Here is a 22,298-nt window from a genome sequence, read left to right as displayed (position 1 = left end):
TAAGCACGCTGATCCACATACAACATTCAGACCACAAAACATTTTTCTTTAAATACAGAAAGATACGTAGATGGCGAGTGGTAATGCGCGGGGAATTTTCCGTGAAATAACTCATGTGCAAAGTTATTTGCCACAACTTATGCCCTTTGGGTATCTGAATAGGCATGACGGATTTTTTGGTTTAACTGAAGCAGCTTATTAACCCGATTCTCAAATATCGTCGCTCTCGCCAACGCGGGAATAGCGGAAGCGAGCAATTTAAGGGCCCACTGAATAGGCTGAAGAGAGGGAGCGCAACCGCTGATACAAAGTGTTGATTACGCTCGCAATCAGCGTGCTGAAGCGCTGATGAAAACTGCTTGCCCAGAGTTTCCTTAAATCAGCATACTTGAATGTTGCACCGTTTCCCGCGAACCAGCCAGCCAAGCCCGCCGAGCGCGGAAAAGAACAAGTAAAAGGTGCCCGGCAACGGAACCGGTGCCGATTGCAGCGGACTCATATGCCAGGCCAATGCGTAATCCCAGTTGAACGGACTGGCTTCACCGGACTTGACCCGTAATTCGTAGTGATGACCGGTGACCAGACTAAGCCACAGGTTCTCGCTGTTGTCGGCGCTGCTCGCCGAGAACGCGGCGATATTTTGGGCCGTGCTATCGAACAACTCCAGATTCAGGTCGTGCAAAGTGCTTGTCATATTCAGGTCGTTCGATACCCCAAGATTCCATACCAAAGACGCCTGCAAATTCAAATCCATCGCGGCGGCGAACTTATATGTAGCCAGACTATTACTAGCCAAACCGCCAAACTCGGTATCCACGTCGAATCCGGCCAAGCCGATGCCGTTCTGGGCACCGCCATCTTCCAGGCTATCTTGTTCGCCACCGGCGATGATTTCGTAACTATGCAAAATATTCAGCTGGCCGGCGCCGAATCTATCGTCCAGACCATTAATGGTTTGGTGCCCGCTGCTGCGATAGTCGACGATATTGTCCGTGGTTGAAGTATTTTGCGTCGCTCTGTCGGCACCCGCCAGCAACGCGGCTTTAACGGTTTCGGCGCGCTCGGCGTTGTAAACCGTTCCCACTCCGTCAATATCAATAGATCCCTGCGATAGATTGGCCGCGCCCTTGTGGCCGGTCTCGACTAATAACGCGGCAGCAGCGGCTACTATGGGTGTCGCTCCACTGGTGGTGGTTTGCGGCGCGACTACATCAGGACGCGTCCGTCCCGCTATATATAAAGAATCCACCGCATCGGACCCCCTATCTTGTCTGCCATCGGTACGACCCACCGCAATCGCGTTGTAAGCGCTACCCAATAAGGGCGAGTCGCTAAGGCCATTGTTCATACCAACCACCTGGATGAATTCGTTGCGCTGCACTTGCCTGTCAACAAGGCGCAAAATCATCGCCGTTTCCGACGCGCTGTCGCCTTTGCCAATCCAGCTATGGTTCGCAATCCGACTGGCGTTGACTGGAGCCAACGCAGCTGGACTAATGAGACTTTCGATCCAGGCGTTGGCATCATAACTGGCGATATTGTTTATACCGTGGGCGATAGAATCCTTACCATAAAATCTGGCACCAACGCTGTCGGCGTGTCCCGATGGTGAGGTACTGGCTTTTTTTCCCGGAAAACTGAACGTCTTACCGACAAATTGGGTGTTACGAATATTCGGCGCATAGATGGGGTAATCAGTGTGGTCCCTCGATTCGACTAATGACGCTTCGGCGTGAACCACATTGACGCCCTCGCCGGTCGGAGTGTTTGCGCCCAATTGAGTTAGCAAGGCTTGATAGCCGATATCGGCTTTGTAATCGGCGGCAGCTGCGGATGCCAAAAACAACAATGGAAACAGATAAAACCCAGGCTTTTTAATCATTGTTATCACCTTTTTAATCTCTTGACGTGCGGTTATCTCTACCCAGCCGTTCCGGAAATTACCTCGCGGGTAACCTAGTAGTCCGGCTGGTGACTGCACCAGGATTGGGCATTACTCTGAACGCCTCTAACGTCCCAACACTGGATCTGTCGATTAATCGCAACTATAGACCAGATATCCAGTATTGCCGGATGCTCCTCTATCGTTGAGTTTTGAAGTTAGGGAAGGGGTTTAGGTTTTGCATGCCCTATGGCGGTCAGTCCCGCGCAGAGAATCCTATGCAGCCACAGGCTCCCGCCGGTGCGGGACTTAGGAAATTTGAGTCCCAGGTTAAAAATCGGCAAGACAAAGGGAAAAGTGTTTAAAACATTTTTAGAAAGCAGTCATGCAAAGAACCCTGGGCATTCAAAAGCCTTGCTAACTAGCGAGATTGCAGCCCCTGCGGGTTGTTGGCCAGGGGCTTAGGTCGGTAAAAGCCTCGGGTGAACCGAGATTTACGCGATCAATGAATGCGAATCAGATACCCGTCGGTTTTTTCACAACCGGGTTTGCTGTGTGCGGTAATACTCAAGCGCGCGAAACCACCTTCTATAGGTCTATCCACTTTGCCCTTTATCTCCAAGCGACCGCTGGGTTGTTGGGTAATTTGCAGTTGTTTAGAGGTGAAATGATATTTGGTTTCACCGGCACTGACGTTAACCACAACCGAGGTCGGCGTCGTGTTGGCCGAAGCCATCAACGAAAACTCGCTAAACGATTGCAAATATTTATTGGTTGCCGGCTGAAACTCCGAAAACACCGGTTTATCGCAGTGCTGCGAACTCTGACTGCTGCCATAGGCATGTGCCGCAGTACCACTCAAACTCAACAAAGTGGCGGCAGCAATTTTTAATAGCGTGATCATTTTTTCTCCGAGGCGTGGTTATAAGAATAGTTATGCCCTTAGCTTACCAATAAATCACGGAATTGCTGGCGATCAATTCAATCCAGCACGTGCCTTCGTACCAATTCTCACCGTTACGATTATGCATATTCAAATAAAAATTGTGATGAAAAACACACAAGTAGTTCTGATGGAAACAAATTAAGTTCTAATAAGAACCATAATCTGATAAACTCTACCCACACTAACAATTGAAACGAAGCTCTCGAAACATAAGTTCGTTTTGATCCGGAAGTGCCGAGGCCCAACCCGCTATCGATTTATTTTTTCTTGTTTACCGAGGTTAACATCATGATGTCACGCAAAGAATTCATAATTTTCTCTATAGCAATCTCCCTTATCAGTGCGCTGTGTTTTCCTGTCTCCGCGGCGACTTTTAGCCACGAAGAAGTAAGAGCCGCTCTGGAAAGCACCATTTCCAAAGTCAAAGCGTCCATCTCCGCGGTGGAAAACGGCGCGGACAAGGAAACCGTAGCCGAGCTGGTCAGCAATGCCAAACAACAGCAAAAAGACATCGAGAACAACGATCTCGAAGTCAAACGCCAGCATGCCGGCAAACGTCTGAATACGGCATGGAAAGCAGCCCGCGGCGGCGATTTGCAGTTGGCCGGCGAATCGTTGAAAGAAGCTTTGAGCCGCTATGAAGAAATGCACAAACTTTATGTTTCCAGCCACTAAGCCGTAAACGCAGGCCGATTCAGCCATGTATCAACGGACCGCATCGGCGCACAAAATAGGGGCGTTTTGTGTGCATATTGGACATAAGGCTTGAACATCACCGGCTCCAAGCCTTTTGTAAACGCTCCCTTTTACGACCTGCATTGTCGATAACGCCGGCATATTTGATGCGCGTGGCCGGCCTTGGACCTATGTTCCAAGCGTTTTCTTACCTCCGAAAAGAAAAACGTGACAGTTAACTCGTTCGCCAACTGGCGAAGCGGCGATGCAGGTCTTTTTATATCGAATTAATGGCGCAAAAATTGCTGATTTTCTTATGTCGAACCAGTGTTATCTTCTCGCCTGGCTTGATGTGGAAAATGTCCGAGCACAAACCCAAGTCTTGCCTAAGCGTATTACTTGAACCTTGCATCCTAAACAGGAGATCGCAATCATGAAAAAGCTCTTAATCGCCCTGTCCGTAACCGTTGGCATTGCTATCGCGCTATTCGCGGCATTCAATCCCAGGCTATCTGCTTACAACTCGCAAAACGACATTTCCTATTCCGATTTCATCAAGGACGTACGCAGCAAGTCCGTGGCCGAAGTGGTGATAGACGGGAAATCTATCGATGGCCGCCGCCATAACGGCACGCGCTTTACCACATTCAATCCTGGCGATGCGCGAATCATAGACGACCTATTGGAGTATGACGTCAAAATCAAAGTCGAGCGGCCCGAGACCCAATCTACCCTAACGCAACTTCTATTCTCATGGGCTCCCACCTTGTTGTTGATCGGGGTATTGATCTATTTCATGCGTAAGCAGCAACAGGGTGCCGGCGCACAAAACGGCTTTGGTAAAAGCCGGGCTAAATTGATGACGGAAGATCAGGTCAAAGTGCGTTTCAATGATGTGGCCGGCGCCGAGGAAGCTAAACAAGACGTAGCGGAAATGGTGGACTTCTTGAAAGATCCGGGCAAATACGAAGCCTTGGGCGGCAAAATTCCCCGCGGTGTGCTGATGGTAGGCCCTCCCGGCACCGGTAAAACCTTATTGGCGCGGGCCATTGCCGGCGAGGCCGGAGTGCCGTTCTTCTCGATCTCGGGTTCCGACTTTGTGGAAATGTTTGTCGGCGTCGGCGCCTCCAGGGTGCGGGATATGTTCGAACAAGCTAAAAAACGCGCGCCCTGCATTATTTTTATCGATGAAATCGACGCAGTCGGCCGCCAGCGCAGTACTGGCGGCAATATCGGCGGCGGCGAAGAACGCGAACAAACCCTTAACCAACTATTGGTGGAAATGGACGGTTTTAGCGGCAACGAAGGCATCATTGTCATTGCGGCAACTAACCGTGTCGACGTGCTGGACAAGGCTTTACTAAGACCGGGGCGTTTCGATCGCCAAGTGCAGATCGGCTTGCCGGACATCAAGGGCCGCGAACAAATTCTCAAAGTCCACGCCACCCGAGTGCCCCTGGCCGACGATGTCAACATCAACGATCTGGCGCGCGGCACACCCGGTTTTTCGGGTGCCGAACTAGCCAATCTAATTAACGAAGGCGCCCTATTCGCTGCCCGCAACAACCAAAGGGAAGTGACCATGCACGACCTGGACAGCGCCCGCGACAAAGCCATCATGGGCGCCGAAAAACGCACCATGATCATGAGTCGCGAGGATTTGCTGATGACTGCTTACCATGAAGCCGGCCACGCCATCGTTGGCCGCTTGATGCCGGAACACGACCCGGTTTATAAGGTCAGCATCATGCCGCGCGGCGGTGCTTTGGGCATCACCATGTTCCTGCCGGAACACGACCAATACAGCGCCTGCAAAGATAAACTGGAGGGCCAAATTTCCAGCCTGTTCGGCGGCCGGATTGCCGAGGCTCTGATTTACGGCAAAAACAAAGTCACCACCGGCGCCTCCAACGATATACAACGCGCGACTCAATTGGCGCGTAATATGGTCACTAAGTGGGGCTTATCCGATCGCCTAGGCCCCATGGATTGCGGCGACAACGACAGCGGATTTATGGGCTCAACCAAACCGATGTCGGAGCAAATGGCGCGCCTGATCGATCATGAAATTAGACAAACCTTGGCGAACAACTATCGGCGCGCCGAGGCCATCCTTAAAACGCATATAGATATTCTGCACAACATGGCGCAAGCCTTACTGGATTGGGAGACGCTGGATAAATATCAGATCGACGAGTTGATGCAGGGCCGAAAGATCGCACCGCCCAAGGCCGTAGAGCCGGCAAAACGGCACTGCGACAACGGCAAATCGCCCAGGCCGACGACAGAAACGGTAGCTCCTATCGGCAAAATACCGGCTTTGTCGTGATCTCAAGGCCCGATAGACCTTTCGCACGGCAAATTTCAGCACATTCGTCCCCCCGCCATCCGGGAGAGGGTTGGGGGCGAGGGAATCAAAAAACCGAAATTTGCAGTGCGATGACGGGATAAAACAGTAATTGCATTAATGAACTGTTGCTCGCAGGCCCCGAATAAATGATAGAGTTCGGGGCCAAAGAATAGATTAATGACTAGGGGATTTTTTCCAAACTAGAGTGATTCGACAACCCAATAAACGCTTGAAAAAATTCGTTTCCAGCTCGGCAATATTGCCCTATTTAGCGCCAGCCTATCGCAACGCGGCGCTTGCGGCACTGACATTGTTGACAGCCTGCACCGTACCGAAGCCGGCGCCAATTGCGGAATATGATCCGCCACCCCCTTTGTCCAGGCACGCTTATCAAGCCCAAAACCGCCCGCCAGCGCCGGATACATCCAGTTCTCCAACTGAAGATGCCGGAATCGATACCCAGCAAACCTACGATTTGCCGGCCTTGGTGGATTTGGCCCTGCACACGCATCCGGAAACCCGGATTAGCTGGGAGGAAGCAAAAGCCGCCGCCGCGCGCCTGGAAAGAAATCGCAGCAACTGGTATCCCACACTGACGGTAATGGCATTCGGCCAGCATTTTACCAGTAGCTTCCCCATCCCCGGCAGCGCGCTGGTCAGCAACGGTTACGCGGCGTTTGCCAGCCTGGATTTGGCCTGGACCTTATTCGATTTCGGACGCCGGGAAGCGTTGGTTGATGCCGGTACGCAACGGCTGAGCGCGGCTAATTTTGCCTTTGACCGTAAACATCAGGAAATTGCCTATCGGGTAGCCAGTAGTTTTTTTGCTTATCAGGCCGCCTTGGCCAAGGTGACGGCGGCGCAGCAAACTTTCGAGTCGGCGAAAACCAACGCCGATTCGGTTCAAGCCAAACTCAAACAAGGACTGGCCACCAAACCCGACTTGTTGCTGGCGCTGCAAGAGCAGGCAAAATCCAGTTATGACCTGCAAGATGCGCGCGGCTCGGTCACGCAGACCCGTGCCGATCTAACGACGAGCCTGGGAATATCGCCGGCTTACAGCCTGCAACTGGTCGACCTGAGCAAGCTACCGTTGCCCGCAGAACTGGCGCAATCAGTGGAAAAAATCGTCGATCAGGCTTTGGAACAACGCCCCGATTTGCTGGCGCGTCTTGCCGAATTGCGGGCCCGCGAAGCGGATGTTAAAAAAGCCAGAGCCGAATTCTGGCCCAAGGTTTCGTTGCGCGGCATGGTGGGTAATCAATACTGGGGCAATGTGCATACCAAGCCATCGGGCGGCGAAAGTTATTCCGCCAACACCATGGTCGATACCGCCATGTTGAATGTGGAATGGACCTTGTTCGACGGCTTTGAACGCAGCAATGCGGTGCGGGAAGCGGAGGCCAAAAGGTCGGCGTCCCAAGCCCAGTTGGAGGCCTTGCGCCTGGAAATCATGCGCGACATCTGGAAAGCCTATGCCGACACCAAAACCGCACTGGAAAAACGCGAGTTTGCCTTGGCTCTGTTGAAAGCCGCCGAGGAATCCTATGCGGCAACCCAGGAGTCTTACACACACGGTTTTTCGACGGTAATCGAGCTGTTATCGGCGCAAAAGGATTTGGCGCGTGCCCGCTATACCGAAATCGATAGTCGAGCGACTTTATTACGTTCTGCCGCAACGCTGGTTTATGTGTCAGGCGAGCAAAATCCGGAAGTGTTGGATGAGCATTAAATGACTGTCTTTCATACTGTGGCCTCTAAGCATTTCTAGTTCAACACAGCAAATACCGGCTAAGCGATTCACCAGGTTTTTCTTGAGCGTGAATAGGCTTATAGCTATTATCGAATCCTAATTAGAACAATTATTTTTAGATTATGTCCTCCGACTCTACATTTCCGACCGCACTGCGCCAGTTACTCCGCACCCACCAGGCCTTTTTGTCGTATGCGGCCAGACACGTTCACCGGCTCGAATTAACCTTGCCGCAATACGATGTGATCATCACGCTGGGCAAAACCGCCGGCATGCAGCCCAAGAAACTTGGCGAGGAAACGTTGATTACCAAAGGCACGCTCACCGGTGTGGTCAGCCGCTTGGAGGACAAGGGCCTGGTGGAAAGGTCGGCCTCAAAAAAAGACGGCCGCAGCCAGATCATCCGCTTGACCGACGCGGGCCGCGCCGTTTACGAACAAACTTTCCCCGAGCATCTGGCCCATATCGGCCGCCTGTTCGACGATTATGCGCCCGAGGAAATCTCGAAGCTGGAGGCGGATTTACAGAGGCTGCATGAAGCGGTCATCACCGCGCGCGGCAATCATATTGAACAAGTCGATGATGAATTCTAGCGAGTACCGAAATGTTCATACGTTTGAGGTGAAGCGCACAATGATCTCTGGGCAATTACTTAAGTGGGCCTCTAAAAATAAAAACACCTCCTTCTCCCCCCGGGAGAAGGTTGGGATGAGGGAATTAAAATCAATTACTTACCCCCCTCACCCTAGCCCTCTCCCTGAGGGCGAGGGAATGTTTAGAGGTTCCCTTAAAACGTTTTTCCCGGCGAGTCTCTCGATTTTCCTGACCGCTTGCGACCCAATGCTAAGCCTGCAAGGTTCGTTCTGGCCGGCCTGGATCATCTGCATCCTCAGCGGGCTGGCGACCAGCATGCTGCTGATGTGGCAATTGGTGCACTACCGCCTGGCACCGCATTTGGGTCCACCGCTACTGATCGCGCCCAGCCTGTGGGCCTTATGCACCTTTATCATCTGGCTGGTGTTTTATGCAGCATGAATACGGCGGTGCCTGATGGAAAACATTCAAAACGATAGCCGAGGGTTAAGCCTGAAAAATCGGATATTGCTGGGTCGCGTCATTGGCATTGTTATCGTATTGGGTGCGCTGGCGACCGGCTCGGCGGTTTGGCATATCAACTATCAAAATCCGCGCACCAACGACGCGATGGTGCGGGCCAACATCGTCGGCATCGCCCCGGAAGTCAGCGGCCGCATCGTGGAATTGCATGTCGAAGATAATCAATATGTCAAACAGGGCGATTTGCTGTACGTGATCGACCCGCGCCCCTATCAGGCCAGATTGGACAAAGCCAAGGCTGAATTGCTGCTCGCGGAAAAAGATGTCGATTCCCGGCGTGCTTCCAGCGGTTCCGCAGAAATTGCCATCGAGCGTCTGGAACACCAGCGGGCCGCCGCCAACGCCGAAGTCAACAAAATCGAGGCGGAAGACGAATATCTGCATAACTATCTGGAACGCCTGGAACCCTTGGCGGATAAGCAATATGTCACCACCGATCAGCTGAAACAGGCGCGTTCCCGCTATGCGGCTTCGCGCGCCGAGTTGGCGGATGCAAAAGCTAAAGAACTGTCCGCTCGCAGTGCCATCGAGGAAGCCAAAAGCGACAGCCGCCGGGCGGTATCATTAATCGCCCAAGTCGGCGACGTCAACGCCCGCATCGAAGCGGCCAGAGCCCTGGTCACCGCCGCCGAACTCGATCTGGAATATTGTTATGTGCGCGCGCCGTTTAACGCCTATGTCACCAATTTGAATACCCGCGAAGGCGAATACGCCAAGGCCGGCGCGCAAATGTTTGCTTTGGTCGACGACCGCCACTGGTATGTGATCGCCGACTTCAAGGAAACCTATTTGCGGTCGATCAAACCCGGCCAGGAGGCCGAAGTGTTTCTGGTCGCTTATCCGGGCAAACGCTATCGCGGCGTGGTGACCGGGATCGGCTGGGCCAATTCGCCCGACAATATCAAACAGCATGGCGTATTGCCGGAAGTTGAACGCACACTGAACTGGGTCATTCTGGCTTCGCGTTTTCCGGTACGGATCGAGATTAAAGAGCACGACCCCGAGCATCCGCTCCGTATGGGCATGACCGCGTTTGTTACGGTGCGGAAACCAACTGCCGACGCAGCCGATACAGCCCTGCCGCCGCCATGACCATTGGCGACAGCCGGCCTGGTTTAAGCTCGCAACCAAAACCCAACCGGCTTTGGTTTGGCACCAGCCTGGGGCAATTCCTCCACGCGGAACTCAAAGATTCGCCGGCACGGCGCGTTGCCGCCCTGCGCTTGTTTGCCGTCACACTGACTATCGCACTTGTCAGCCAAACCTTGCATATCCCGCCGCTAGGGGCAATCTCCATATTGATTTGCCTAAGCTACGACGCATACGCCAACGCCGGCCAATCCCTGGCGTTTGGAATGCGCCAGCTCGGCTATCTGATCGTCACGACCTGGGTATCGGTATTGACGCTGATGTTGGCCGGCAACGACCCGTGGTTGCTGCTGCCGCTGTCGTTCGTCATATTGGCGCTGTCCTTGTTTCATGCCCGTTTGATCGCCTGGCCTACCGGCATTGCTTTGTGGTATTCCGTGGCGGTGCTGTACAGCCCCAGCACGCCCGATGAAAACATTTACCATGCCTTATGGAACATCCCCATTATTGGCGTACTGGCGCTGGGAACATGGACGGTAGTGCATTTGACCATCAAACCGCAAGATCCGCTAAAACTGTTAAAAGCGGAGATCGCCATGCAATTGGCGACGGTGGAATACATTTTCAGCGCGCGTCTGGCCGATGCCGGTGCGTATAGCCCCAGACCTGAAGCAGCCATGCACGCCGCTGCCGGCAGCCTTGGCAAACTGCTGGGTTTACTGGCCAACGCCGAATTGATCCATCCTGCTTTACACGAACGCCACCTGACTTATCGGGCGCTGTTGCTGGAAATAGACGGTTTGCGCCAGTTGTCGGACTGGCTTAATCAAGTGTTGGCTGCGGAATATAGGGCCCAGCCGCTGACGCCGGAAAAACTGCATGTATATCGGGCTTTACAAAGCGCCTGTGCCAGATTACGGCAAGGCGTGGCGGAATCGCGCGACGTGTCCGTAGAAATCACCAGCTTGCTAAGCGATGAGGTATTGCAAAACTATGCGCGGGAAGCCAATCCCTCGCTGTTAACCGCCTTGTGGCGGGCTCTGCAACGCATTGCCGGCTTGATGCATGATTTGCATCAACCGATAGCCGCCAAAGACAGTAAAAACATCAACGCTGAATCCGACGACAAGCCTGAACATGGCTGGCTGCCAGCCTGGTTTGCTTACGAGTTTTGGGCAAGCCGTGCCGACAGTTTGCAATTCGGCATTAAATTTTCCCTGGGCGCGATCCTGTGCATGCTGATCGTGGAAAGCCTGGGCTGGCCGGACATCAACACCGCGATTCCCACCTGTCTGGTCGCGGCACAAACCAGTCTCGGCGCCGACTACCGGCTCTCGCTGTTACGGGTGTCGGGCGCCGCCGTCGGCGGGATCTGCGCTTATTTTTACGTATTGGTCTTTCAATCTCAGCTCGCTACCATCGTCGGCTTTGCGTTTGCCACAGCGCCATTCTGGGCGCTGGCAGCCTGGATTACCGCCGGCAGCGAACGCATCGCTTATCTGGGCCGGCAACTTGGTTTTTCATTTGCGTTGTTTGTGCTGCACGATTTCGGTCCAGTCACCGACCTATATCTGCCGCGCGACCGGGTCATTGGCATATTGCTCGGACTCATCGTGATGGGCGTTATCGATTACGCACTGTGGCCGCGGCGCTCGATTGCACTGGCCCGCCACCACAGCGTAGCGGCGTTGCGCACACTTGCCAGCTTCACCAAGCGCTTACCCGACGTCAGCCACCTGCTAACTTACACCTTACCCTTACGGCTATCGGCGGAAAAAGAGCTGGCCGCCGCTCAAGACTTGTTGGCACACGCGGTATTGGAACCCGATGCGCGCTTGGTCGAGAAAGTGCATGAACGAGCGGCGCTGCGGACAATTGTGAAGGACGCCGGCCATTTATCCGGCTTGTTACAAGTCCGCAAACGCTATCGCTTACTCAGCGGCCAGCGCTTCAGCCACTTTCCTGATGAATTGCAACAGCTCAGCCGGGCGTTCGATGCCGAGCTGGCGACCGCCCTGGAATATGCCGCAAGACTTCTGCAAGGCGAACAAGCCGGCAACCGGATCGAGCTTGCCAATCATCAAGCGCGTCTAAAGCAAAGTTATATCGATCATCATCGTATCGACAATCTGGCCGACGATTTGGCCGTCGAGTGGGAGCTACGCTTTATGCTGGACCAACAAATTGTGGAGCTGATAGCCCACATCGAAAAAGCAGTGCTGGCTGCCACGTCATATCCGCAACAATCCGCTCCTGACCTTGATGTGCAATAAGGCCGCGCAGTGCATCCAATATAGCCCCTGGGCTCCCGCCTGCGCGGGAGCGACGATATTTACTAATCCAGCCTATTTATCACGGGTATTCCGTTGAGGTTGAGCGTGGCGAAGCCCAGGCTGGTCTGCCCTTAGACAGGCGAAGGGTCGCGGTAGGAATACCGGTTGCCCGGTACCCCCCGCACAGATCCCAGCGAGCGCTGCTAACGCACTGGGCTCCTCCCTCGAGTACGAACGTCAAAGCGGTAACAAGGGTGGGATGTAATAACCTGCACATCCTTCTTTGTCGCGCCGCTTGGCGCACATCAGCCAATCCATTCGACGCAACTCCCCGGCTCTGAGTCCGGACTGCGGTTGCCTGACCGATGTTCCTCTTGGGCAAAGCCCTTCCCTCCACAGCCTCCGCCAAGGACAAGTCCTCTTTGTTCGGTTGCTTCATCGGTACTACGGCTTTGTCCGACTTCTCATCTGCGTACATATTTATCGTTCAGTTTCTACCTTAATAAACCGGCTCGATATGCCTATCGAGCACAGATGAGACCTCCCAGGTTCCGTACAAAGGACTTCTCCACATGCATGGGGCCTACGACTGCGCGAGGTTTGGACTCATGCTGGCCAAAACGCATGAACCAATATTGCTTTCTCCTCAACTGCACGGGATCAGCACCTCGAAGTTAGACCCATTTCGCAGCTCAATACCCAGCCTGTGGTCTCCCCTGTGAACGCTTCACGTTTACCCTCGCGAGTAACCGCGCATCACTCGGGGCCGAGACGGTGAGCTAGACCTTATCTCGTGGAGGACTTTCACCACCTATCCTTTGCCAGCTTGTCCTGGCGCACGTAGTTAAGGGCCGGGTTAATAATCAGCAGCACCGATATACGCCAAGTTGCTCAAAATATGTTCATCTGAAAATCCAGACTTCGTTCCGCTAACCAGACTAAAGCCACGGCGACGATGGATGCTGAGCCGGTTTTCATCACGACTAGCGGATAATAGCGATAGCGGCTAAAGCCGACTATCAACGGCAAAACCGCACCGACAATCGCCAACTGCCCTGCTTCCACACCCAAATTAAAGCCCAATAGTGGTAACAGCCGCTGCGTGTCCGGCAAGCCCATGTCCAACAACACACTGGCGATGCCCATGCCGTGGATCAAGCCGAAAGCAAAGGCAAACCAGGTGCGGCGTTTTACCAACACCGGATAAATATTGTTCAACGCTGCCAACACCACGGAGGCGGCAATGGCCGATTCTACCCAGCGGGACGGCAAACAGAGGTATTGCAACACCGTGAGGCTCAAGGTGAACGAATGTGCCAACGTGAAGGCGGTAACCACACCTAGCACGTCGAAAAATACCGGTCTAATGCCTGGTTTTGGCTGCCAAGCACCCCGCTCCCACGCCAAAGCCGCCGGCAGCAACAGACTTAACAAAAATAGAATATGGTCAAAGCCGATCCAGATATGCCATAGCCCGGCGTAGCCGAATCGCGCCACGGTCCGCCACCCGGAATAATCAGCGTCCCGCACAAATTCGCTACGTTGGTGGTCAGGACTAAAGATCGCGGTATCGGTTTTAGCGGCATGAATGACGCTTATCAGCCCGCGATGCTGCGGGTCGAGATCGAAAAGCAAGCGATAGTCTATCGACAACGGCGTGGACGCAGACGGACAAGTCGCCCGGAAACTTAATACGGCGTAATGACCATCGCTGTGTTCGTCCACCCGTAAATCCCCTGCTTGCAGCGAACAGACTTGCTTAGCCGTCGTCATTTGCAAACGACTCAGCGCATAGGCATACACAACATCCCGACTATTTCGCAACTCCGCCCAGGTAATATTGCCGTCGTCGTTTGCATCCAAACCCAAGGCGTAATCCAGGTCGCGCAAGGCAATATCCCATTGCCCGGAGATCTGCCACCCATCAACCTGCACCGTCATGTAACTATCGCTGGCCTTATGGGCAAAAACGCTAAAACTTGCAGTCAGCAGCCAGACCATGATTAACCCGACCCAAATGACCCCGGGTATTCGGTTCGAGCCTAACCCGTCTAAGCTTGGCGGGGCCTGCCCTTCGACAGGCCTGACCTGAGCGCAGTCGAGAGGCCCAGGGCAAACAGTATTTAAGCGGTGAATAAATTTTGCCGGCCCGTTCATGCTCCGCTCCCACCAATTTGCGCGAGTAGCGTTTGTAGTCGCACATCTTGCAATTTGGACTCTGTTAAAAACATCAGCAGCGGTTGTGGATTTTTGCCGGCAGCCACCGCCGCTTCCAACAAAATGCGCGCGTCGCGCGGCTCGCGCTGCACGGCCCAATTGGTTTGCGCCAGGGCCAGCGCCGATTCGGGCTGGTTTAACACATGCAATAAAAAGCGCGCCTCTTCGCCTTGATGGCTGGTATCGCCACGCATCCGGCTGGCGGCAAAGCGAGCGGTCAGCGCATCTATATGCACAGCGGCGGTTGGCAGCCGTAAGGCTTTTTCGGCAAAAGTCAGGCGCAGTAACAAGCCGTCGGCGCGCGTATCGTTGGCTAACAATTCCACCACGTCTTGGAAACGATTCCGGTCTAATAAATAATCGGCATAGGTAGCCAACAGATAACCATTGCGGCGCGGCACTTGCAGCGCCTGCCGGTAATAACGGTCGGCCGCATCTGTATTACCCAGGCGCTCGGCCATTTCCGCCAGCGTGGTCAATGCCCATTGTTGGTCTGCCGGTGCGGCACTGTGCGCAGCGCTTACTGCTCGTGCCAACTGGCGATAAGCGGTGTCGAGCTGGCCGGAAACACTCAGAATGGAATTCAGACAAACTTGGCCGATCAGCGGCTCTGCCAATTTCAACAAAGGTAAACAGCTGTTCAGAGCATCGGCGTGTTGGCCTTGCACTTCCAAAATCGCCGCCCGCGTCAACCAAGCTTGCGCCAAGCGCGGCTGACGCGCCAAAGCCCAATGCAAATATTCCAGAGCCGCCGGAAATTCGTGGCGATTTTGAAACAAGGTGGCTCGCAACGTCAGGACTTCGGCACTCGGTTGCGCGACTGTCAGCCAAGGCGCCAACGCCGCTTCCGCGTAACCGAAATAGCGCGGATCCGATTCAGCGCGGCCCAGTTCGATATAGCGCCGGACTAAAGCTAAAGCCGGTTCCAAGTCATTAGGCTGAGCCGCGACTTGTTTGCGCAAGTAACGAATTTCCAGCCAGCTTTCGCCCCTGGCCGGCAAGACTTCGACGATTTCGTCATCGGTCTTGGGTAAATAAGCTTGCGCCCCCGCATCACTGAGTACAGCAACAGACATTATTAAACCTAATGTAAGCCAGTGCTTCATTGGCTCCTCCTTCGGATGTTTATCGAACAGGGGGCGCGCACCGCCGCCCCCTTCCCTCTTTTCTAATTGTTTGGACAACTCCCTACAGCCAGGGAGACGGCATCGAAACAACCGGCCTCACCAGGATCGACATGGCGGCTTTGCCGGCCGCTATTGGCAAAAGCTACATAAGGAAACACTTCCTGATAGCTTCTATCGTTGGTGTTAACGCCGTCGGCAACCCGGTTATTCGGAAAGCTGTTAAAGGCCGGATTCAAAACCCCAACCACAGCCTGCGCGGCAATATCGGTGACGTCGTCGGACACCCGCCGACCATTGGGAAAGCCGGCAGTATCGCCCGCCAGAAATGCCATGCGTTTCCGCGCGCTTAACGCCGTGGGGCCGATACCGGTGTTTAAACGCAACAAATCCGCGATCGGCCCGCGTTGCGAGGGAGAACAACCTGGGCAAATCGGCGCGGCATAAAACACCAAGGGACCGAGATCGAAACTGGGGTTGGCCGGATTTACGCGCGGTGGCGTTGGAATGGGTACCGCACCGCCATAAGCGGCATTGACGACTCTCGCCAACAGCGGATCCAGCACATAACCGGCAAAACCAGCGTCATCCTTGGGCTCGCTCATGCTGAACCTGTCTTTATCGCCGGTACCGATCAACACCTCATTAATCAAGGGGTTACCCATCCGTTGAATCTGCACATAGGCATTGGCGAGTTTGGGTTTGCCGCCCGGTTTATCCGCATAGGCTTTGGTACGTGGCCGGGAGGTGGTGGCGTAAGTACCGACTACCGCCAAGGCTTCGCCGGCGCTATGTTGCTTGCCGTCTTGGGTAAGCATGGCGATAGGCAACTCGATAGCAATGGAATTGACGTTGTACCCGGCCACATCGTCGGACGCGAAGTTTTGATTTTCCGCATCATTTTGGTTCTCGGCAAACACTCCCGGCACACCGACGCCGGACGCGCCAGCCCTAAAATTAAATGTATCGAAAGTCGCACCCAAATCAATGTAAAACGGATCGTCGACGGTGCCGGCAAACACGCTAACCCCGCCGCCAAGATCGTAAATGCCTTGGCTGGCCAAATTCTGGTAGTTGGGCATCGTGCGCGGTCCGACGTTGGAAGGCACCGCGTAGAGCTTTTGCTGATTGGTCAGATCGATAACTTGCCGATTGGCGCCCTTTCCTTTAATCAGCGTCACCGTATAACTTTGCCGCAAACCCAAGCCTTCCGATCCGGGGCCATCCAGTGCAGTAATGGCAGGCGGCACGATCAAGGTACCGGCAGCGACCGGGTTGGGCGAATTGGCCGGGGCGACAATACCCGTGCCGGCACCGACAAAACCGGTAAACACGCCAGGCAAGCGGTTTTCGGTTTTAAATCTGAACTGGAGGGTAATGTCTTCGTCGGCGTCGAAATTGTTATCCACTTTCATTTCATACAAAACTTCCGGATCGAACGGAAAATAATTCGGGCCGTTGCTGGGTTCCAGCAAGGGATCGACATTTAGAATCATGGTCACTTTACTGGGATCGTTGTAACTGACAAAGGCGTACCAATCGGTGATGTCGGCCTTGGTATCCAACGCTGTTAACGGCGCTTCGCGATGATTGGCGGCCTCAACGGACGGTATGCCGCCCATCAATAATAAAGCGCTGGCAAACATGGTCAGCGGCCAACGGCTGTAGTGATGTAAGTCTTTCATAGTCTAATACCTCATTAATTAAAGCCGCAGCTTCAAGCAGCTGCGTTAGGGAATACGCGGAAAATCGGCAAACGGATGCCGGAAAATGGAATTTATGCCAAACGCACCGGACTGGCCGCTTCCGCGTCGGTTCGCGGTGCGGATCTAGCCTTTCCCAGTCGGCCACCGAGCAAAAACAAGCCGGACAAACTCAGCAGCATCAGGGTGGGCGGTTCCGGCACACTGACGATTTGGGCATTGGCGACGTTGAGAATGTGTAGATCCCAAGCCGCCGTGCGATTCGGTTCCACCGGATCGCCATTGCTATCGGTTAAAGATCCCTCGCAAAACCGACCGTTCGAACAACCGAAGGCGGCGGTAAATTGCGGATCGGCATCCCGTAAAAATCCGTCGGCCAGCGCGGCACTTACCGAAAAGTTGTCGTATTGAGTCAAGGTTGCCAGGTAATTCCCGGCGACAAGATTGATGGCTAAATAGCTGTCGAATTCGCCGTAATTGAAATTAACCCCGTTCGACAATTGGCTGCCGCCCAAGCCGCCGTCGTCTTGCTCGGCCAATTGGTTACCTAAGCCGTCCCACAACGTCAAAATCGGATCGAAACCGCCGCCCAGCCAGGACGAGGTAAACAAGGTCACCGTGCCGGGCGAGCCGAGCGAAAAGGCAAAGCTCAGCTTATCGTTATCGTTGGCAAAGTTGCCGTTAAATTCAAAGTCCGCGGCCTCAACGGCTGTCGCTGCGGTCAGGCAGGCGCCTAACAACGCAACCGGAAATAGCTTTTTCATCGTGGTTTCCTCTCAGTCTATGGTTAGAAATGGCAAGCCGGCGGCGGATTCCAGATGCGGATGGCGATACTCGGCATTCGCGCCGGCTTGCGATGACTGATACGCGGCCAATTCGGCATTGGATGCAAAACAGGTAAAAATACTTGCGGCCGGGTTTGTACAACGAACTGGGTCGGTGCTTGGCACATAAGCATCTTTCGATACGAAACGACGAGTGTTATTAACCCAGAGCACAAGCCATAATCGCTTCGGTAGTTTGACTATTTGCCACGCGCAAACGGCTGTTTTATAGTGGTCCAACCACAAACTCCTACTCTCTGCCCTCTTAAATGCGGCCACCAATCTTGGCAAACCAAGAAAAATCCACAGCCCTTATGTCGCCTGGTTCACACTTTGAGCGCTATCCCAACATCGCCTCGCATCCAAACCAACCGATGCAGCGTATAGCTTTTAAAGGGATGCGAGGACGATGACGGATAGCGATTCGGACGACGACCAGAACCGACAGCTGGCAACGACCGCCGACGAAGCCTTACTGAGGGAATGGATCGCCGACATCGTGGATCAGGATCAAGCCGCGCTGGGGCGCTTATACGATAGCCTGGTCGATCAGGTCTACGGTGTGGCACTACGCATCACCCGGCGGTCGCAGTGTGCCGAAGAAGTGGTGCAAGACACGTTCTGGCAGATCTGGCGGCAGGCGCCGCGCTTCGATGCCGAACGCGGTTCGGTAAAAGCCTGGGTGATGACGATGGCTCGCAGTCGGGCACTGGACGCCTTGCGGCAACTGGACGGCAATCTAAGCGAGCTGGAACCGGACGCTCTGGTGCTGATCGAAGCCCCAGCCGAACAAATGCCGCCGGATTTACTATCAGCGGTGCAGCAAGGCCATCGCTTGCAAACGGCCCTGGCGGCTTTGGAGCCCTTGCCCCGGCAATTGCTGTCTTTGGCATTTTTCCGGGGTTTGAGTCACGACGAAATCGCCGTTTGCAGCGGTTTGCCATTGGGTACTGTGAAATCGCATATCCGCCGGGCTCTACAGACTATGCAGCAATTATTGACAGCCGATGCCGGCGAGGTTAACTAAACAACATGACAGACAAATTCCCGCCTTTGGATAGCGCAGATGCCAACGATTTGCGGCAACTAGAAACGCTGCTGGCCGACGGTTTCGCGCCGATTCCGGTTGCCGGCGAACGCCGCAATTCGTTACGCCAAGGCCTGATGACGCAAGTCTCTGCCAGCCTTGCCAAACAAGCCGGCTTACTCACCGTGCGCGCCAGACACGGCGCCTGGCAAGCCCTGAAAACCGGCATCCGCGTCAAACCACTCTGGGACGGCGGCCTGCAAGGCCACTCGGTATTGATCGAATTCGCCCCCGGCGCCAGCCTGATACCGCATCGGCACAACTGTCTGGAAGAAGGCATCGTCTTGCACGGCGATTTGCAAATGGGCGACTTGCGGCTTGGTCCCTTGGATTACCACGCCTCGCCGGCCGGCAGTCGGCACGGCGGGATAAGGTCTGCTAACGGCGCACTGGCCTATTTACGCGGCACTTCACTGGGCGATAGTCGCGAGGTGTTGCGGGAAGTACTGGCGGGTCTGCTGCCGTTTGGCAAGTCTGAGTCGTTTAGCGTGTTTACCAAGCAAATAGACGACTGGCAGGAAATAGCTCCCGGCGTCTGGAAAAAACCGCTGTGGCAGGACGGGGAACGCGAATCCGGTTTTTATCGCCTGGAAGCCGGCGCTAAATGCCCGGCACACGGCCATCGGCTGGAAGAGGAATGCATGATGCTGGACGGCGACTTGTTTATCGACGACGTCTTGCTGCGCGCCGGCGACTACCAACTGGCGCCGGCCGGCAGCGCGCACCGCGAGGTGTATACCGACGTTGGTGCGACACTGTTCGTGCGCGGTGCCAGAAATTACTGACCGATTTATCCGCGCCGGAATGCCCTGGCGGCTTAGCCTTAGTTGATGTCTTGACTGTTTAAATAGTCTTCGTAATTACCGCTGAAATCGACGATGCCGTTCGGCGTCAGTTCGATAATCCGGGTCGCCAACGACGAGACGAATTCGCGGTCGTGACTGACGAAAATCAGCGTGCCGGGATAATTTTCCAAAGCCGCATTCAGGGATTCTATCGATTCCATATCCAAATGGTTGGTGGGTTCATCCAGCACCATGACGTTGTTTTTTTGCAGAATCAATTTGCCGAACAACATCCTGCCTTGCTCACCACCGGAAATGACTTTTACGGATTTGTTGATTTCGTCATTGGAAAACAACAAACGCCCCAGCGTGCCGCGTATGGTTTGATCGTCGTCGGATTCTTTGCGCCATTGGCCCATCCATTCAATCAGCGGCATGTCTTCGGCAAAATCCTCGGCATGATCCTGCGCAAAATAACCGACGTCTGCGTTTTCCGCCCACTTCACTTCGCCGCTGTCCGGGCTCAAATCGCCGACCAGGGTTTTCAATAAAGTGGATTTACCAATACCATTCGGACCGATGACTGCGACCCGCTCGCCGACCGCGATCATCATGTTCAGATTCTTGAATAATGGCTCCGCACCGTAGCCTTTGGCCAAATCTTTGGCTTCCACAGCTAAGCGATATAGCTTCTTAGCTTGATCGAAACGAATAAACGGATTGACCCGGCTGGACGGCTTGACTTCGTCGAGCTTGATTTTCTCTAACTGCCGCGCCCGGGAAGTGGCTTGCTTGGCCTTAGAAGCATTCGCCGAAAAGCGCGCCACGAAGGTTTGCAGTTCGGCAATCTGGGCTTTTTTCTTGGCGTTGCCGGCCAGCAATTGTTCGCGCACTTGGGTCACGGCGGTCATGTAATCGTCGTAGTTGCCTGGATACACCCGCAATTCGCCGTAGTCCAGATCGGCCATATGCGTGCAGACGCTATTCAAAAAATGCCGGTCATGCGAGATGATGACCATGGTCGAATTGCGCTCGTTCAGCACGTTCTCAAGCCAACGGATCGTGTTGATATCCAGGTTGTTGGTCGGCTCGTCCAGCAGCATGATGTCAGGATTGGAAAACAAGGCTTGCGCCAGCAAAACCCGCAGTTTCCAGCCTGGCGCCACCGCGCTCATGGGGCCATTATGTTGTTCCAGAGGAATATCCAAGCCTAGTAGCAATTCACCGGCCCGGGCTTCGGCGGTATAGCCGCCGAATTCGGCAAACACCGTTTCCAGATCAGCAGCGCGCATATAATCGTCTTCGCTGGCTTCCATATTGGCGTAGATGGCGTCACGTTCCGACATGGCCGCCCACATCTCGGCATGGCCCATCATCACTACATCCAGCACTCGCTGCTCTTCGTACGCGAATTGATTCTGGCGCAAGATACCCAAACGCTCGTTGGCATCGACGCTGACGTTGCCGGATGTAGGTTCCAGGTCGCCGCTGAGGATTTTCATAAAGGTCGACTTGCCGCAGCCGTTGGCGCCGATCAGGCCGTAGCGGTTGCCGTTGCCGAATTTCACGGAAACGTTTTCAAACAGGGGCTTGGCCCCGAATTGCATGGTGATATTAGCGGTAGAAATCAAGAGAGTGTCCGAGGATTAAGAGTAAAAAGAGCGTTGTCGCCGTTTCAGGCGTGTGACGAAATAAATGGGTTGACGCGAAAATGGGTTATTTTACCAGACTTTAATCAACGATCATTTACAGTAATGTGTCACTGACAAGCCCGATATGATTGCACCGTCCCCCACCGCAGAACCGATTTATCCGATCTTTTACAGCTTCCGCCGCTGTCCGTATGCGATGCGAGCACGCTTAGCCATTGCCGTATCGGGGCTAAGCGTCGCACTCCGAGAAATCGAGCTCAGCAATAAACCGGAGGCGATGCTAAGCGTTTCGCCAAAAGGCACCGTACCGGTATTAGTGTTGCCCGACGGCCAAGTGATCGAACAAAGCCTGGATATTATGCGGTGGGCCTTGGCGCAACACGACCCGCAAGACTGGCTGGACCAAATGCCGGAAGATGCGAAGCGATTAATCGACTGGAACGACGGCGATTTCAAATACTATTTGGACCGCTACAAATATGCGGACCGCTATCCGGAACAAACGCAAACTGTTTATCGTCAACAAGGCGAGGTGTTTTTAGCCAAGCTGGAAACCCGCTTGCAGCGGACTCGCTTTTTGTGCGGCTTAACTTTCGGCTTGGCCGACGCCGCCATTGCGCCGTTTATCCGGCAGTTTGCCGCAGTGGATAACGCTTGGTTTTCCAGCTCGCCCTACCCGGCCTTGCAACACTGGTTGGACGACTTTTTAACATCCAATCTGTTTGCGGCGGTTATGCGAAAATACCCGCCCTGGAAAGCTAACGACCCGTTAGTCCTTTTCGGGAACGAGGCCGGCCTCGTACCATTTTAAAAGGTGCCCGA

18 protein-coding genes are annotated in these 22,298 nt (G+C 54.2%); 10 read left to right on the top strand and 8 right to left on the bottom strand.

Annotated elements, in window-relative coordinates; all coding sequences use genetic code 11:
- Window positions 1–379 precede the first annotated feature (379 nt).
- Window positions 380–1,882 (bottom strand): hypothetical protein, encoded by a 1,503-nt coding sequence (locus tag ACR64Q_RS04980; RefSeq protein WP_313733786.1) that lies wholly within the window; start codon window positions 1,880–1,882, stop codon window positions 380–382.
- A gap of 502 nt (window positions 1,883–2,384) precedes the next feature.
- A complete protein-coding gene (locus ACR64Q_RS04975) occupies window positions 2,385–2,786 on the bottom strand; it encodes a hypothetical protein (RefSeq protein ID WP_026603983.1) in 402 nt (133 codons plus the stop codon).
- A gap of 330 nt (window positions 2,787–3,116) precedes the next feature.
- On the opposite strand from ACR64Q_RS04975, the gene ACR64Q_RS04970 reads away from it, so the two are divergent.
- From ACR64Q_RS04970 to ACR64Q_RS04940, 7 genes are all read left to right on the top strand, one after another.
- The gene (locus tag ACR64Q_RS04970; protein WP_026147224.1) at window positions 3,117–3,503 is read left to right on the top strand and encodes a hypothetical protein; all 387 of its coding nucleotides are present in this window, start codon (window positions 3,117–3,119) and stop codon (window positions 3,501–3,503) included.
- A gap of 433 nt (window positions 3,504–3,936) precedes the next feature.
- A complete protein-coding gene (gene ftsH / locus ACR64Q_RS04965; RefSeq protein WP_313733785.1) occupies window positions 3,937–5,832 on the top strand; it encodes an ATP-dependent zinc metalloprotease FtsH in 1,896 nt (631 codons plus the stop codon).
- Between the two features lie 226 nt (window positions 5,833–6,058).
- Window positions 6,059–7,585, top strand: coding sequence for a TolC family protein (locus ACR64Q_RS04960; RefSeq protein ID WP_313733784.1), 1,527 nt, complete (start codon window positions 6,059–6,061; stop codon window positions 7,583–7,585).
- Between the two features lie 248 nt (window positions 7,586–7,833).
- Window positions 7,834–8,199, top strand: coding sequence for a MarR family winged helix-turn-helix transcriptional regulator (locus tag ACR64Q_RS04955; protein WP_483823278.1), 366 nt, complete (start codon window positions 7,834–7,836; stop codon window positions 8,197–8,199).
- A gap of 178 nt (window positions 8,200–8,377) precedes the next feature.
- The gene (locus ACR64Q_RS04950) at window positions 8,378–8,641 is read left to right on the top strand and encodes a YtcA family lipoprotein (RefSeq protein WP_313733782.1); all 264 of its coding nucleotides are present in this window, start codon (window positions 8,378–8,380) and stop codon (window positions 8,639–8,641) included.
- A gap of 15 nt (window positions 8,642–8,656) precedes the next feature.
- Window positions 8,657–9,814 (top strand): efflux RND transporter periplasmic adaptor subunit, encoded by a 1,158-nt coding sequence (locus tag ACR64Q_RS04945; RefSeq protein WP_313733781.1) that lies wholly within the window; start codon window positions 8,657–8,659, stop codon window positions 9,812–9,814.
- Window positions 9,811–12,084, top strand: a complete 2,274-nt coding sequence (locus ACR64Q_RS04940) for an FUSC family protein (protein WP_313733780.1) — start codon at window positions 9,811–9,813, stop codon at window positions 12,082–12,084. Before ACR64Q_RS04945 ends, ACR64Q_RS04940 begins: the two co-directional genes overlap by 4 nt.
- 891 nt (window positions 12,085–12,975) lie before the next feature.
- On the opposite strand, the gene ACR64Q_RS04935 is transcribed toward ACR64Q_RS04940, so the two are convergent.
- From ACR64Q_RS04935 to ACR64Q_RS04915, 5 genes are all read right to left on the bottom strand, one after another.
- Entirely contained in the window at window positions 12,976–14,085 is a 1,110-nt protein-coding gene (locus tag ACR64Q_RS04935) for a HupE/UreJ family protein (RefSeq protein WP_313733779.1), read from the bottom strand.
- 152 nt (window positions 14,086–14,237) lie between these two features.
- Window positions 14,238–15,407: a tetratricopeptide repeat protein gene (locus tag ACR64Q_RS04930; protein ID WP_313733778.1), complete on the bottom strand. Its 1,170-nt coding sequence runs from the start codon at window positions 15,405–15,407 to the stop codon at window positions 14,238–14,240.
- 62 nt (window positions 15,408–15,469) lie between these two features.
- Window positions 15,470–17,110: a DUF4331 domain-containing protein gene (locus ACR64Q_RS04925; RefSeq protein WP_313733777.1), complete on the bottom strand. Its 1,641-nt coding sequence runs from the start codon at window positions 17,108–17,110 to the stop codon at window positions 15,470–15,472.
- A gap of 92 nt (window positions 17,111–17,202) precedes the next feature.
- A complete protein-coding gene (locus ACR64Q_RS04920) occupies window positions 17,203–17,892 on the bottom strand; it encodes a DVUA0089 family protein (protein ID WP_205450847.1) in 690 nt (229 codons plus the stop codon).
- A gap of 12 nt (window positions 17,893–17,904) precedes the next feature.
- The gene (locus ACR64Q_RS04915; protein WP_155931181.1) at window positions 17,905–18,078 is read right to left on the bottom strand and encodes a hypothetical protein; all 174 of its coding nucleotides are present in this window, start codon (window positions 18,076–18,078) and stop codon (window positions 17,905–17,907) included.
- A gap of 283 nt (window positions 18,079–18,361) precedes the next feature.
- Between ACR64Q_RS04915 and ACR64Q_RS04910 the strand changes: the two genes are divergently transcribed.
- Complete coding sequence (locus ACR64Q_RS04910; protein ID WP_026603970.1) at window positions 18,362–18,979, top strand: sigma-70 family RNA polymerase sigma factor; 618 nt, start codon at window positions 18,362–18,364, stop codon at window positions 18,977–18,979.
- Between the two features lie 5 nt (window positions 18,980–18,984).
- Complete coding sequence (locus tag ACR64Q_RS04905; protein ID WP_026603969.1) at window positions 18,985–19,824, top strand: cupin domain-containing protein; 840 nt, start codon at window positions 18,985–18,987, stop codon at window positions 19,822–19,824.
- Window positions 19,825–19,862: 38 nt separating this feature from the next.
- On the opposite strand, the gene ACR64Q_RS04900 is transcribed toward ACR64Q_RS04905, so the two are convergent.
- A complete protein-coding gene (locus ACR64Q_RS04900; RefSeq protein WP_036276341.1) occupies window positions 19,863–21,455 on the bottom strand; it encodes an ABC-F family ATPase in 1,593 nt (530 codons plus the stop codon).
- 145 nt (window positions 21,456–21,600) lie between these two features.
- Between ACR64Q_RS04900 and ACR64Q_RS04895 the strand changes: the two genes are divergently transcribed.
- Entirely contained in the window at window positions 21,601–22,287 is a 687-nt protein-coding gene (locus tag ACR64Q_RS04895) for a glutathione S-transferase (RefSeq protein ID WP_313733775.1), read from the top strand.
- The last annotated feature ends 11 nt before the right edge of the window (window positions 22,288–22,298 follow it).

The sequence above is a fragment of the Methylomonas sp. 2F7 genome (assembly GCF_057126975.1).
The sequence above is the reverse complement of the archived record's forward strand: the minus strand, read 5'-3'. Positions and strand labels throughout refer to the sequence as shown.